This window comes from Enterobacter sp. DTU_2021_1002640_1_SI_PRY_ASU_LCPMC_013 (genome assembly GCF_032389435.1).
Taxonomy (GTDB): Bacteria; Pseudomonadota; Gammaproteobacteria; order Enterobacterales; family Enterobacteriaceae; genus Enterobacter; species Enterobacter hormaechei_C.
The window spans coordinates 4,071,591-4,085,428 of the sequence record NZ_CP135594.1; the positions used below are offsets into that span (position 1 = coordinate 4,071,591).

The following is a 13,838-nucleotide window of genomic DNA, read 5'->3' on the forward strand; positions in this document are numbered from 1 at the left end:
AAAAGCGAAGTTTTAATGGACGCTATGGTTTTAATGGTTTCTTTTATTTAATGTGATTTACGCCTTATTTATTGCCGTGGTTTTTATGGTTTCTTTTCTTAACTGAACAAAGAAATAACATTTATTCATTTAACCTTAAGAGGATGAGACTTTCGGAAAAATCTTTTACAGGCTGCGCTGTGCAAGGGATCACAAGTTTTCGGCAAAGCGGGCATCCTGGCCTTAAAAGATGATATATTCAGCCGACCTGTTGATATCTCGCGTGATAGTTATGAAAGTATCGTTTCAGATCAAGCTGTTTATTTCGCTGGTCGCCTTTTTCTCAGTGCTGTTCGCATTACTGGGCGGATATTATTATGTCGATGTCGGCAGGCAGCTTTATCAGGAAATGAGCGCGCGCGCAAAAATACAGGCCGAAGAAATTGCGCTTATTCCTACCCTGCGAAAAGAAGTCGAACAAAAGGATATCCTGGGTATCCATGACTTTATGCAGAAAATAGCCGCCCGCAGCGACGCCAGTTTTATTGTGATTGGTGACAATAAGGGGCTGCATCTTTTCCACTCCGTGTTTGCCGACCGGGTAGGCAAAACGCTGGTTGGCGGAGATAACGACGAGGTATTACACGGTAAAAGCACCATCACCATCCGCAAGGGCGGGTTAGGCATTTCGCTGCGCAGCAAAGCGCCCATTTTTAATGATGCCGGGCAGGTGGTGGGGATTGTTTCGGTAGGCTATCTCACGAGCTATCTGGACACCATCACCGTCAACAAGGTGGTTAATATCCTGATTGCCGCCGTGCTGCTGCTTATCGCCCTGTTTATTTTCTCCTGGTTCTTCACCCGCAGCATCAAGAAGCAGATATTCTCTCTGGAGCCGCGCGAAATCGGCCTGCTGGTGCGCCAGCAAAAGGCGATGATGGAATCCATTTATGAAGGGGTGATTGCCATCGACGACGATCTCCGCATTGAGGTGATCAACCAGGCGGCGCGTAAATTATTAGGCTTACGCCAGCCCGCCCGCGAACTGCGAGGTCAACTCATCAGCCAGGTGATCGCGCCCGTCCCGTTCTTCAACGCGCAAACCATGCTTGCGAAAGACACCCACGATGAGATCTGTCGCTTTAACGATCTCACGGTCATTGCCAGCCGGGTGCGGATCATGCTGGAAGATGCGTTGCAGGGCTGGGTGATCACCTTTCGCGATCGCAACGAGATCGACTCGCTCAGCGCCCAGCTCAGCCAGGTGAAGCGCTATGTTGATAACCTGCGCATCATGCGCCATGAACAGCTGAACCGCATGACTACGCTGTCCGGCCTGCTGCATATGGGCCGTTATGACGAAGCGATTCGCTACATACAGGCGCAGTCGGAACACGCTCAGGAGCTGCTGGACTTTATCTCGTCCCGTTTTAGCTCTCCGACGCTGTGTGGTTTGCTGCTTGGAAAGGCCGCCCGCGCGCGTGAAAAAGGCGTTGAGCTGAGTTTCGACCCGGCCTGCCGGGTGGATAAACCGTTCCTGCCGCTGCTCGAATCGGAACTTATCTCGATCATCGGGAACTTGCTGGATAACGCCATTGAAGCGACCCAGCGTGCACCGCTCCCGCATGCCCCGGTGGACGTGCTGATTAAGCTGAACGAGCAGGAACTGATTATTGAAGTCGCCGACCAGGGCGTCGGCATCACACCGGAGATCCGCGACCGGATCTTTGAGCGCGGCATCACCACCAAAACGCGCGGCGATCATGGTATTGGCCTGTATCTGATTGAAAGCTATGTCACACAGGCTGGCGGTGCAATTGAAGTTGCCGATAACACCCCACGCGGTGCCATTTTCTCACTGTTTATTCCCGCCACGGGAACGGCCCGGCACCCCGTACAGGAACTGGAAGATACCGACTATGCAACATGAACTTATCGACGTACTGATTGTTGAAGACGAGAACGAACTGGCGCAACTGCACGCGGAGCTTATCGGTAAACATCCGCGCCTGAGGCTGGTGGGGATTGCCGCGTCGCTGGCCGACGCGCAGGTACAACTGGAGAGCAAACAGCCGAAGCTGATGCTGCTGGATAACTACCTGCCGGACGGCAAAGGCATCACCCTTATCAGCAACCCGATGCTCACCCGCGCCAACTGCTCGGTGATTTTCATCACCGCCGCCAGCGATATGGACACCTGTAGCCAGGCAATTCGTAACGGCGCGTTCGACTACATCCTCAAGCCGGTTTCCTGGAAGCGCCTGAGCCAGTCGCTGGAACGTTTTGTGCAGTTTGCCGAACAGCAGCGCGTCTGGAAGATTGTCGACCAGCAGAACGTGGATTCACTCTATCAATTGCAGGCGAAAAACTATCGCCTGGACAACGGCAGCAAAGGGATAGAGGAGAACACGCTGGCGCGGGTGCAAATGCTGTTTAACAACAAGGCGGCGCACTGTTTTACGGTGGATGAGGTGGTGAGCGAGACGGGCCTGAGTAAAACCACCACCCGGCGCTATCTGGAACACTGCGTGGAGGTGGGCTTTCTGACAGTGGAGATGCTGTACGGGAAGATTGGGCATCCGAGAAGGATGTACCGCCGCGCAGATGCCTGACGCAGTATTGTAGGCCCGGTAAGCTTGCGCCACCGGGCAACTCGCCGGGTGGCGCTAAGGCTTACCCGGCCTACGTTCAGACATTCAATACGTATCCATACAGCCGCTTAATCCCGTCCGCATCTTTCTCGCTGTAAACGCCCTGCAACTCTGGCGAGAAACCCGGCAGCATATTAATGCCCTCTTCCAGCGCCAGGAAATAGCGCTGTACTGCTCCACCCCAGACTTCCCCGGGCACCACACACAGCACGCCCGGCGGGTATGGCAGCGCACCTTCGGCGGCAATGCGTCCTTCGGCGTCACGAATACGCACCAGTTCGACGTTCCCGCGAATGTACTCCTGGTTGGCATCCTGCGGGTTCATCACCACGGCAGGCAGGCTCTCCTGACGGAACATCGCCTTCTGTAAATCCTTCACGTTAAAGCTGACGTAGAGGTCGTGCATCTCCTGGCACAGCTGACGGATCGTGTAGTCGCGGTAACGCACCGGGTATTTCTGATAGATAGTCGGAAGCACATCCGCGAGCGGCGTGTCGTCTTCAATATGCTGTTCAAACTGCCCCAGCATCGCCACCAGCTGCATTAGCTTCTCCGCGCTCTCGGCTGGCGTCAGCAGGAACAGGATGGAGTTGAGATCGCACTTCTCCGGCACAATGCCGTTCTCGCGCAGGTAGTGGGCGAGAATGGTCGCAGGAATGCCGAAATCGGTATAGTGACCTGTTTCAGCATCAATGCCCGGCGTGGTCAGCAGCAGCTTGCACGGATCGACGAAATACTGCTCGCGGGCATAGCCTTCAAAACCGTGCCATTTTGCACCCGGTTCAAAACTAAAGAAGCGACGCTCGCTGGCGATAGCCTGTGTGGGGTGATCCTGCCATGGCCGCCCCGCCACCACCGGCGGGATAAACGGTTTGATCATATTGCAGTTGGCGATGATGGCCTTGCGTGCTTCAATGCCCAGCTCGACGCACTCCGCCCACAGCCTGCGTCCGCTCTCGCCCTCGTGGATCTTGGCGTTCACGTCCAGCGCAGCAAACAGCGGGTAAAACGGGCTGGTGGAGGCATGCAGCATGAACGCATTGTTCAACCGCTTGTGCGGGCAGAAGCGCGACTGACCGCGAATATGGTTATCCTTTTTATGGATCTGCGACGTTTGCGAGAACCCGGCCTGCTGCTTGTGGACCGACTGGGTCACGAAAATTCCCGGATCGTTCTCGTTCAGTTCCAGCAGAAGCGGAGACGTTTCCGCCATCATCGGGATAAATTGCTCGTAGCCGACCCAGGCGGAGTCAAAGAGGATGTAGTCGCAAAGGTGGCCGATCTTGTCGATCACCTGACGGGCGTTGTAGATTGTGCCATCGTAGGTGCCGAGCTGAATGATCGCCAGACGGAACGGGCGCGCCTCGGCGGCTTTCTGCGGCGCGACGTCACGGATCAGCTCCCGCAGCCAGGCCTCATCAAAGCAGTGTTCATCAATCCCGCCGATAAAACCAAACGGATTACGGGCTGCCTCGAGATAGACAGGCGTTGCCCCGGCCTGGATCAGCGCTCCATGATGGTTGGACTTGTGGTTGTTACGATCGAACAGCACCAGATCGCCACGGGTCAGCAGCGCATTGGTCACCACTTTATTGGCCGCCGACGTGCCGTTCAGCACGAAGTAGGTTTTATCCGCGTTGAACACTTTCGCCGCGAACTTTTGCGCGTGCTTGGCGGAGCCTTCGTGGATCAGCAGATCGCCCAGCTTAACGTCGGCGTTGCACATGTCGGCGCGAAAAACGTTCTCACCGAAGAAATCATAGAACTGCCGCCCCGCCGGGTGTTTTTTGAAAAAGGCACCGTGCTGGTGACCCGGACAGGCAAAGGTGCTGTTTCCCATCGCCACATACTGGCTCAGGGTGTCAAAAAAGGGTGGCAGCAGGTTCTCTTCATACCGGCAGGCGGCAGATTCCAGTTCCAGCAATTCCTGTGCTTTACCCGAGATGATCGCCGTGACACCCTCTGGTACCTCTCCTGGCTCTGTTGAGAACAAAAATACCGGTAACTGAAAGCCCGTACGCTTCAGCAACGCGAGAATGCCGCTGTAGCTTTCAACAACCGTAATGACGACTGCCGCCACATCGGTAAAATCGGTGTTATCCAGCATAACTTTTTCGCGATGCGTAGAAACTTTGGATACCAGCTCACGGCTGACGGCAATTTTCATGGTTTTCATAAGCGCAAATACCCTCACCGAACGGTGAGACAGGAAGGAGAAAATTCGCGCAATCATGTCACCTTTTATTTTCAGGTGCAAGAAGGAATCAGTATGCGTTACGCCTCCCAAAGCTAAGCGTAATCAGGGACAAACGTGCCATAATCATGCAATGCCAGTGCTTAAATAACAGGAGTTAAACGTGGTAATTGGACCCTTTATCAATGCGGGAGCCGTATTGCTGGGCGGCGTGCTTGGGGCAGTATTAAGTCAGCGCTTGCCGGAGCGTATCCGCGTCTCCATGCCCTCTATTTTTGGCCTGGCGTCGTTAGGGATTGGTATCCTTTTAGTGGTAAAATGCGCCAACCTGCCGGTGATGGTACTGGCGACGCTGCTCGGCGCGCTCATCGGCGAGTTTTGCTATCTGGAAAAAGGCATTAATCACGCGGTAGGCAAAGCCAAAAATCTGATTGCCCGACCGGGCAAGGCAAAGCACGGCACGCACGAGTCGTTTATTCAGAACTACGTTGCGATCATTATTCTGTTCTGCGCCAGCGGCACGGGGATATTCGGTTCAATGCAGGAAGGGATGACCGGCGATCCCAGCATATTGATTGCGAAAGCGTTTCTGGATTTCTTTACTGCCACCATTTTTGCCACCACCCTCGGCATCGCCGTCGCCGCGATTTGTGTGCCGATGTTGCTTATTCAGCTGGCGCTGGCCACCTGCGCCACGCTGATCCTGCCGCTGACAACGCCAGCGATGATGGCAGACTTTACCGCCGTCGGCGGCCTGTTGCTGCTGGCGACAGGGCTGCGCATCTGTGGCATTAAGATGTTTGCAGTGGTGAATATGCTCCCCGCCCTGCTGCTTGCGATGCCGCTTTCCGCGCTCTGGACGCGCTTTTTCGCTTAAGTTTGCGACGAAATGGTGAGAGAGTGTGCAGTCTGCACCGAAAGCAACAAATTTCGTTGACGCCGGAAGGAGGATCGGGTTTAATGCGCCCCGTTGCCCGGATAGCTCAGTCGGTAGAGCAGGGGATTGAAAATCCCCGTGTCCTTGGTTCGATTCCGAGTCCGGGCACCACCTTTCCTTTTTTTATGCTTACTTATAAATCCCCATGTGTTTGTAATCCAATGAGTTAGCGTAAAATCTTTCCTGATCCGTTTTGGTGTATCCCTGTGTATCCGGAAAATTGTGGGTCAGATTGAGGGTTCATTCAGTTCGATGAACGGAGAGACCCTCATGTTGACTAACAGTAAATCCGCGCTGCGAACCCCCTCGAAAAGTCTTATAAACTCACCGATACACAAGGTCTGTACCTGACGGTATCTGCCAGCGGCTCTAAGCTGTGGTATTTGCGCTACCGTTTTGACGGTAAAGAAAACCGCCTGGCCTTCGTCCCCTATCCGCAGGTTACGCTGGCGGAAGCCCGCGAAAAGCGAGATGCGGCGCGTAAGCTGCTGGTATCGGGCGTTTGCCTCTCCCTGCCCCGCAAGGCGAGAACTGACCCGTCTGGCGCTGGAGCTGAATCTGCACGTCTTTTTGCGCTCCAGCGAGCTACGTCTCGCCCGCTGGGATGAGTTCAATCTGAAGCCCGTATCTGGACGGTGCCTGCACAGCGGGAAGCGGTTAAGGGAGTGAGATTTTCATCGCGTGGCGCGTTCCATGAACAAGCTGATGAGTGAAAACACCATCAAAAAGGCGCTGTGGGTAGTTGGCTACGACACCAAAACCGAGGCTTGCGGTCACGGTTTCAGAACAGTGGGCCTGTAGCGCCCTGAACGAGTCCGCATGGTCAAAGGATGCCATTGATTAACCACAAGGAGCGCAACGGCGTGCGGGCGGCGTACGAGCATAAGGCGGAGCATCTGGAGGCGCGTATGGAGATGATGCAGTGGTGGTCGGATTATCTGGACGTGAACCGCGAGAGATACATTGCCCCGTATATTTATGCGGGGCGGCATAAGGCAGCCTGAGCCTGCCGGATGACGGCGTATCTGTCGCTGAGTACCCGGTACTGCTGCCTGCCCGCATTCAGCCATCATCTGCCATCCCACCGACTGATAACCCCGTCACCCTCCATCTCCCGGCGACTGCCGTATCGACTACCTTCCCACACGACTTGCTGACGTTCTCCATGCGCTTAAACATGCTGACGCCTGAACGCCTCTTCCTCTTCCGCCAGTCCGTTGATATGCGCTGCGGCATTGATGTATTTTGGGTGTCACGAAGGATGGGGTACATATCAACATTCTCCATTAGCTGTGAAAATATCTCAATATCTGATAATCCAGATCCCTGGTTATTTCGTGTTATATAACTTTCCGTGCTTACTTAATGTGCTTGTTATATGTATTCCTGGAAATGTTGCCGCTATTTAATTACCTTCGCGAAAGGTATTTCATGACTTAATAAACTTTATGCAGGCCAGAACTTAAATAATAACGTTGATTTGAACAGGTCATAAATAATCTTCATTAACATATATTTTAGCCTGCGAGTGGTCTTTATAAATCATTACCCAAAAGTTTGTCTGGTTTGATTATACTGTTTTATTTATTGTAACTATATTACCAACTAAATCATTCATGGGGGTGATTGAATTTATTTTTTAATATTGTAGGGAAATAAAGGTATAATGACTGTCCAATTTGGTAGTTTCGATACTATATAATATGACGATAGGGACTCACTGATGAATATGAAGCCACTGCCAGGTATAATTTGTATCCTTTTACTGGCCGGATGCACAAAATTATCATCTATTGATGGCAGGAAAACCGGAGCGGCTACACCACGCATGGATGCGATTTCCACTCCCATATCACAGCTTACTGACCGGGATGTTTTTGGTGATGAGCTGACGCTGGATATTACGGAAGAAGATATTGAGAATGCGGTGGAGGAAGCCTCGAATGGGTTTGAGATCCCGCAAAATTCTGCCATTATTCTGGTGGAATCGGGATCACGTGCACCTGATGTTATCATGCAGAAAGAAATGCAGCGATATTACCGGGTTTCCACTTTCTCCGGTATTCCTGTCGCCAGGAAAAAAAGGGCGGTTAAACCAGCAACGCCTGCAAAGGAAACAGACAGCGACACGGAAAATTTTTCAGACAGCAAAAACGGCGTGATCAATGCCAATTATATGCAGGCGCTGCGATACATCGGTGCAAAAGGAAGGCAAAAAAACATTGTGGTTTACTGGAGCGAACTTGAAGCCGGGAAATATAATGCGGCCATAAAAGAGGTGGTCTGGAAAAAGTATACAGGCGGGAATGTTTCCGGATCATCGCTGCGCTATCTGATCCGGTTTGCTCTGGTGGATGTTGCGACCGGGGAGTGGGCAACGTACTCGCCGGCTAATACAGAATTGATGGCTGTTCCGTTGACCGGAAAAACAGACAATAAAAAAGATATGACAGAACAGCAAATTGCAGATCTGAAAGAGAAAACCTGCAAAATGGTGGTTGAGGATCTGGTCAATCGGTACAGCAATAAAATCTGACGGATACGGCCTGTGTCGTTCAGGAATATCTGCCGCCGATGATTTGCGGTGGCAGGCAGCGGTATGAATATTTTCTCGTATCCGGCTTAACTTTTTTCCCTGAACAGAAACCGTGCCAGTGGCCACGCCGCAGACGAGCGCGAACGCGGTAAAGTTGCCTGCATCCAACTTGCGAATCTGCATACGTATCGATAACCCGCACGAACGCGGGAGAACATCTGTTTCCAGAAACTCTAAAACTTCATAATTCCAGTCGGTATGATGGTTCCGGGCCAAACCGCTGACTTGATATTTTTTTAGAGGGTTCAAGACCTAAAATATCAGGCACAGAGACAAAAAAGTCTGGCATTGCGGGCAGTGCATAACGGGTTCTTTATAGCAGTTAAGCAATCAGTAGCCGTAATAATAAAATGCTTCAGCCGAACGTTCACAGCATGAGCATTTCCCCTGAACTTTTTCTGGTGACGGCATATAAGGGATAACTATACCGGTTAATGATTTATAAACAAGCTCAATAGAATTGATTATCACAACCACCTTTGTTTTCAATTAATAAATAAAATCACACAACACCCACATCAGTAAAAATATAATTCCCCCAATAAAAAACATCATCTCAATACATACAAACCAGTTTCATCTTACGAGCAGAACTGATGGCTTTGTGAAACACGCCATATATAAACAATAAAAAAAAGAATCACAAAACCAATCATATCACCGAGCAGTTAGCTTATGATTAGCTGGAGATTTAATTCGGTCTGATAAGCATATTATTATCTTTGTTGGGCTGGTAAAAATAACCAGAGCCAGAAAATAAAAACATCCGATAATAATTACCACCTGAGTCAACGGACATATATATATCTTTTCTTATACATTTTGATTCTGATTTTATATCAGGGAAACAATAAAATTCATCCTCAGCATCATAGGGTGATAATTTTTGATAACCATCACCAAAATTCCATATGTATACAGAAAAACCATTTTCAGGGAGATTGTATTTTTCCAGGATTTTCCTTTCATTTTCTCTCCACCAATTCAGTTTCCCTCTGTCTGTAATAGGGAAGTGTCTGGCGAGAATGTTAAGTTGTTCACCCGGTTCGTAATGGATGTCCACGATCTCTACTGGCCTACCTGACCATAAGTATATAACAATAGAAGAAAATAATATGACGGCAGTCACAATATGAATGGATTTTTTAGTTATTATCCATGACACAATCACATTCCTCATGCAGAATATCGGACTAACTATATTAAAAAAATATCTCACAAGCAGTATATGTACTGTCAGGAATAATACCCTCTAATACCTGATATTTTTACGGTAGCATTTATCTCTGTAATAAATGGTTTAAAAGCATAGTTCTCTTTCTCATAATGTTGAAGTACAAACCAAATTTTAAAGACATCCCAATGGCTATAAAGCCAATGAGTGATATCATTACTGTCAAGACCAAAGTGATCCTGCATCCTGTAATGTATGGTTGCTTCGTAGGTATTCTTAACCACCTTCAGCGATGTTAACGTAATGTGGGTAGCATACATATCGTGGACAGATAATCCCAGCCCATTTATTTTATCCTGGTTCCTGTCAAACTTAGGCAACACTTTATTTTTAATACCGCTTGTCAATTTTGACCTATGGGATTCAGGATATCCTCCAGCATCAAAATCAATATTTTGATCCAGTACACTCTTTATTGACAGATAGGTACTGTTTACTGATTTATCATTCTCAATTTGTTCTTTAGCAGCCAGATCCAGATCTTTACTTGTAAAGACTCCCGAAGTTCTGTTCTGTAGATGATCAACCATTGCAAGGAATACACTGCGATACCCCATGAATGTAAGTTTCGCACTCTCCAGTCTGAAATCGCTGAACAAATTACTGACGACTTCAGCATCAGAAAGAGGTTGAGGAAATTGTGTTACTCCAGGTATAAAAAATTGATTCCGCCAGGGATCAATGGTATCTGATACCTGCTCCAGATGATAATCATTGCGCAATTGCTGTTCTGTTAAATCACCATATTTCATATCCTCAGCCGATTCATCATCCATAAGATGTTTGGTTTTAAATATCATAGTGGGGAACTTCAGTAATGGAACTTTCATAGTATTGCCTTTTTATCCTAAAACGCATCTTCTGTTAAATAAATATCTTCCATGAATAATCTATTAAATTATCTACAGTACACAGTGAGTGGACCGAAGGTCCCCCCTTCACCTCCAGGCTCCGCGCCCCCTTCACCAGGCTTATATGGTCCCCCGTCGTGCTCTGCTCCTGCCTGCCCTCCACAGTCACCTTTCCGTCATGGTTGCTGTCCATAGCGTCCATCAGTTCCCGGTAAAAGGGCGGTACATCATGTCGCCGCTGCGGTTTCCTCCAGCGGCTGAAAACCCAGCTTCTGAAAATCGTACTATCCGGCCTCTGCCAAATTCTTCTCCGGCAGCCAGCCGCGCCCGTGATGTTAAACCACCACTGCCTTAATTCATCCGTCACCGACAAGGTGGTTTCCCGCGAGAGGACGCACTGAGCACCCAGAGTGGCTGACGTGGCGGTAAAAGTCTCCTGCCCATCTGACGTCAGACGGGTGTATAATATTTTTCCTTTCGGGGACAGAACCATCCGTTTTTCTCCCGTCTGTACTGAGTTAAAAACACCTTTCACTTTCGCCTTCAACATCGATGCGGGCATCAGCACCTGTATTTCACCGTACTGCTCATCTTTCATTTTTCCGCCTTTCAGCAGATACACCAGCCCGAACGTTGTCAGATATCATTTACTAACAACCTAGTGCATTATTTGTGTCACATTCAAGCTTCTTTGCCAAATCAGAAAGCCTATCCACTTTATAATCCTTGCAATCATATACATATTCTTTTTTTGTTCTCATATCAATCACGCTAACCCCGCGCGCACTATTACCATTGTCGTAATTACTAAAAACCGCATATTTATATCCACTCTGAACGAAGCTGATACTCAGATAATCAGTTTGAAACCTAGAGTAATGGTTATATAAAAATTCTGAATGTATGGATTCTTCTGAAATATATTGAAACTTATTGCCATGATGACTATTCATTTCATAAATCAATCGTTCACCAACAGCAGTTAATGACGCAGTACCTTTTGACGTATTACATGAAAAATAGCTATCCGTTGCCCAAAGGATAGAGGGTGACCATAATAATGTTATTAAAATTAGTGCCTTATCTATATATCTCATAATTAACCCTCATTCTTTCGTCATATCCATCCTGATTTGGTCCATTATAAATTAAGGCAAAGTTAAGCCAATCCTTATTTCTAATGGCGCGTAACAATTTAGAATTAGATTTAATGAAGTTGACAAATGCCACCAGATGATTCTTCTCTGACTCTGAAATCGACCTCACAAACTCCTCGGGTGAAGAATACCCGGCAGCCTCATAATTTGAAGCCAGTATCTGAAATTTTCCCCAGGATGCTGACTTAAGGGCTGCTTGCTTATCTAAAGCATATGCTCGAAGTAATTTGGGATATTGTTCCGATATCCTTCCATAACCACCAGAGCGTCTGTTAGAAATATCAGAGTGAGAATCATATACCCCATTTGTAATTTTATGAAAATGATGTCTTTCAAAAAGAATCGCTGGAACATAATCGTCTTTTTGTTCAAATTTAAAATAACTTCCTGAATTACCGGTTTCAGTTTTTGCGACAGCCTTGATTGCTGCTACTTCGCATTCTAAGATCTTAGCAGCATTTTCGAAGTCTGCGTCATCAATGATTTCGCCGTTATAAAACCGCAAAAAGACTAATGGAGCGAGTTCATTATCTACGGGAGTTTTTGGGTAGTTGCTATCATTAATCCCATCCAAAAAGACAACCGGATGAAAATGCCACACCGGCTCATCATTACTGAAGGGCGACACCCCGCTCATCCACTCCAGATCGGTCTGCCACTTCTCACAGTATGCCACTTCCTCTGCGTCCAGATCCTTATAAAATCCTTCCCACCGCCCCGTCGTGCGGCCGCCGTACCACTCGCTGTGGTGTCTGACCACCAGCCGGTTCACCACATTCCTCACCAGTGGGTCCCGCACCACCAGTGCCTGGCGGATTTCCTCTTCCGTCACCTTTCCGTCATGGTTGACGTCCATTTTCGCTATCAGCTCCCGGTAAAAGGGCGGCACCTGTTCGTACCATTCATCTCCCTGCTCCGCTGCACGACTAACTGAATCAAAGGCTTCCGGCACCCACCCTTCATAAGGGCTTTTCGTCATATCGCCGCTGCTGCTTTCCTCCAGCGGCTGAAAACCCAGCTTCAGAAAATCGTACTGTCCGGCCTCTGCCAAATTCTTCTCCGGCAGCCAGCCGCTGCCCGTGATGTTAAACCACCACTGCTTCGTTTCATCCGTCACCGGCGTTGTGGCCTCTCGCGGGAGAACGCGCTGAGCATCCAGAATGGCCGGCGTGGCGGCAAATGTCGCCTGCCCGTCTGTCGTCCGGCGGGTGTACAGTACTTTGCCTTTCGGGGCCAGCACCGTTCGTTTATCGCCCTTCACCCCTGCCGGATTGCCTAAAAATGCCGGCATCTTCGGGTCCGCACTTAGTACCTCAAGATGGACAAACCACTCGCGCTCAACCTGACCACCCTCACTGCCGGGATATTCCTCACGTCCCATAAATCCTGCTGGCGTTCCGGCGCTGACCTTCCATTCTTCCGTTTCCCCTCCCATCTGCACCGAGTCAAAAATGCCATTTTTCTTCGCATTCTGCATCCACGTAGGCATCAGCGCCTGTATTTCGCCATCCGGCTCCATCAGTTCCGGGTCCAGCGTTACCCAGTACTCTTCATCTCCCATCTTTTCGCCGGTCAACAGGCGAACCAGGCCGAATGTCATCAGAGTCGACTGCCTCCCTTTCGTCACGTAAAAACGTCCGGTACGCGATGACACAAAGCGATCTCCCGCTTTCAGACTTTTACGGGTCTTTGGCGGTGCCTGATACGTTACAGGATCGCCACTCTCCTGGCCGTCCGGAAGGCCATTTATCCCGTCGGCGTATGTACGCAGCAGTATCCCGCTGTGTCCGACCCTGACTTTATAGCAGGGGGAGGCCGGATAATCTTTCACCGGTGCCAGATGCATATACAAGCTGTAGAATTCCAGCCAGCTTTTTTCTTTTTGCGGGTCTGGCTGACACAGTGATTTCACCAGAACAAACGTGCTGCTGTAACGCAGTTCCTGCCCTTTATAGGGGCCTTTCAGGTAGTCATTGTTTATCCGGTATGCCGCAATGGTGCCATCAGCCATAAACTGAAGGGGAACCGGTTTGCCGGAGCTGAGCGTAGCCGGAGTCAGGGCAGAATAAGGATTAGACACGTCACTGATATGTACTGCGCCGTGCCACAGCCCGTTTCCTCCCAGCAGCCAGGTGCCGTGTGCCTCCCCGTCAACCAGCCGCATTATTTCCGCCAGGGAACGAAACTCTTTTCCGTCTTTATCCCTGACGGGGTAACTGATTTTCATGGTATATCCTTA

General features: G+C 49.4%; 10 protein-coding genes, 1 tRNA gene and 1 pseudogene. 6 read left to right on the forward strand and 6 right to left on the reverse strand.

Translation table 11 applies throughout. The features are described 5' to 3' along the window. Positions 1-271 precede the first annotated feature (271 nt). Both RS584_RS19470 and RS584_RS19475 read left to right on the forward strand, forming a co-directional pair. Complete coding sequence (locus RS584_RS19470; protein WP_017382937.1) at positions 272-1,909, forward strand: sensor histidine kinase; 1,638 nt, start codon at positions 272-274, stop codon at positions 1,907-1,909. Beyond that, the gene (locus RS584_RS19475) at positions 1,899-2,591 is read left to right on the forward strand and encodes a response regulator (protein WP_252011006.1); all 693 of its coding nucleotides are present in this window, start codon (positions 1,899-1,901) and stop codon (positions 2,589-2,591) included. The genes RS584_RS19470 and RS584_RS19475 overlap by 11 nt, the downstream gene beginning before the upstream one ends. A 76-nt stretch (positions 2,592-2,667) precedes the next feature. Here RS584_RS19475 and RS584_RS19480 read toward each other — a convergent pair whose 3' ends face one another. Further along, a complete protein-coding gene (locus tag RS584_RS19480) occupies positions 2,668-4,806 on the reverse strand; it encodes an ornithine decarboxylase (protein ID WP_058687341.1) in 2,139 nt (712 codons plus the stop codon). Positions 4,807-4,987: 181 nt separating this feature from the next. Here RS584_RS19480 and RS584_RS19485 point away from each other — a divergent pair, with 181 nt between their 5' ends. The 4 genes and pseudogenes from RS584_RS19485 to RS584_RS19500 all read left to right on the forward strand — a co-directional run bounded on the left by RS584_RS19485 (position 4,988) and on the right by RS584_RS19500 (position 8,297). Further along, positions 4,988-5,701: a DUF554 domain-containing protein gene (locus RS584_RS19485; RefSeq protein ID WP_017692680.1), complete on the forward strand. Its 714-nt coding sequence runs from the start codon at positions 4,988-4,990 to the stop codon at positions 5,699-5,701. A gap of 95 nt (positions 5,702-5,796) precedes the next feature. After that, positions 5,797-5,872 (forward strand) — tRNA-Phe (locus RS584_RS19490). Positions 5,873-6,031: 159 nt separating this feature from the next. Further along, positions 6,032-6,765, forward strand: a pseudogene (locus tag RS584_RS19495) (tyrosine-type recombinase/integrase). A 719-nt stretch (positions 6,766-7,484) separates the two neighbouring features. Further along, positions 7,485-8,297 (forward strand): hypothetical protein, encoded by an 813-nt coding sequence (locus RS584_RS19500; RefSeq protein ID WP_315748487.1) that lies wholly within the window; start codon positions 7,485-7,487, stop codon positions 8,295-8,297. 751 nt (positions 8,298-9,048) lie between these two features. Here RS584_RS19500 and RS584_RS19505 read toward each other — a convergent pair. From RS584_RS19505 to RS584_RS19525, 5 genes are all read right to left on the reverse strand, one after another. Beyond that, a complete protein-coding gene (locus tag RS584_RS19505) occupies positions 9,049-9,522 on the reverse strand; it encodes a DUF943 family protein (RefSeq protein WP_315748488.1) in 474 nt (157 codons plus the stop codon). Positions 9,523-9,593: 71 nt separating this feature from the next. After that, positions 9,594-10,421 (reverse strand): DUF3289 family protein, encoded by an 828-nt coding sequence (locus RS584_RS19510; protein ID WP_047738284.1) that lies wholly within the window; start codon positions 10,419-10,421, stop codon positions 9,594-9,596. A 34-nt stretch (positions 10,422-10,455) separates the two neighbouring features. Further along, positions 10,456-11,040 (reverse strand): hypothetical protein, encoded by a 585-nt coding sequence (locus tag RS584_RS19515; protein WP_315748489.1) that lies wholly within the window; start codon positions 11,038-11,040, stop codon positions 10,456-10,458. Positions 11,041-11,092: 52 nt separating this feature from the next. Beyond that, the gene (locus RS584_RS19520) at positions 11,093-11,539 is read right to left on the reverse strand and encodes a hypothetical protein (RefSeq protein ID WP_315748490.1); all 447 of its coding nucleotides are present in this window, start codon (positions 11,537-11,539) and stop codon (positions 11,093-11,095) included. Further along, the gene (locus tag RS584_RS19525; RefSeq protein WP_315748491.1) at positions 11,523-13,826 is read right to left on the reverse strand and encodes an N-acetylmuramidase domain-containing protein; all 2,304 of its coding nucleotides are present in this window, start codon (positions 13,824-13,826) and stop codon (positions 11,523-11,525) included. The genes RS584_RS19520 and RS584_RS19525 overlap by 17 nt, the downstream gene beginning before the upstream one ends. Between the last annotated feature and the right edge of the window lie 12 nt (positions 13,827-13,838).

Bases quoted from the DNA above. Each gene is read 5' to 3' on its own strand.
- RS584_RS19470 (WP_017382937.1), top strand. From the start codon at position 272: ATGAAAGTATCGTTTCAGATCAAGCTGTTTATTTCGCTGGTCGCCTTT.
- RS584_RS19475 (WP_252011006.1), top strand. From the start codon at position 1,899: ATGCAACATGAACTTATCGACGTACTGATTGTTGAAGACGAGAACGAA.
- RS584_RS19480 (WP_058687341.1), bottom strand. From the start codon at position 4,806: ATGAAAACCATGAAAATTGCCGTCAGCCGTGAGCTGGTATCCAAAGTT.
- RS584_RS19500 (WP_315748487.1), top strand. From the start codon at position 7,485: ATGAATATGAAGCCACTGCCAGGTATAATTTGTATCCTTTTACTGGCC.
- RS584_RS19510 (WP_047738284.1), bottom strand. From the start codon at position 10,421: ATGAAAGTTCCATTACTGAAGTTCCCCACTATGATATTTAAAACCAAA.
- RS584_RS19515 (WP_315748489.1), bottom strand. From the start codon at position 11,040: ATGAAAGATGAGCAGTACGGTGAAATACAGGTGCTGATGCCCGCATCG.
- RS584_RS19520 (WP_315748490.1), bottom strand. From the start codon at position 11,539: ATGAGATATATAGATAAGGCACTAATTTTAATAACATTATTATGGTCA.
- RS584_RS19525 (WP_315748491.1), bottom strand. From the start codon at position 13,826: ATGAAAATCAGTTACCCCGTCAGGGATAAAGACGGAAAAGAGTTTCGT.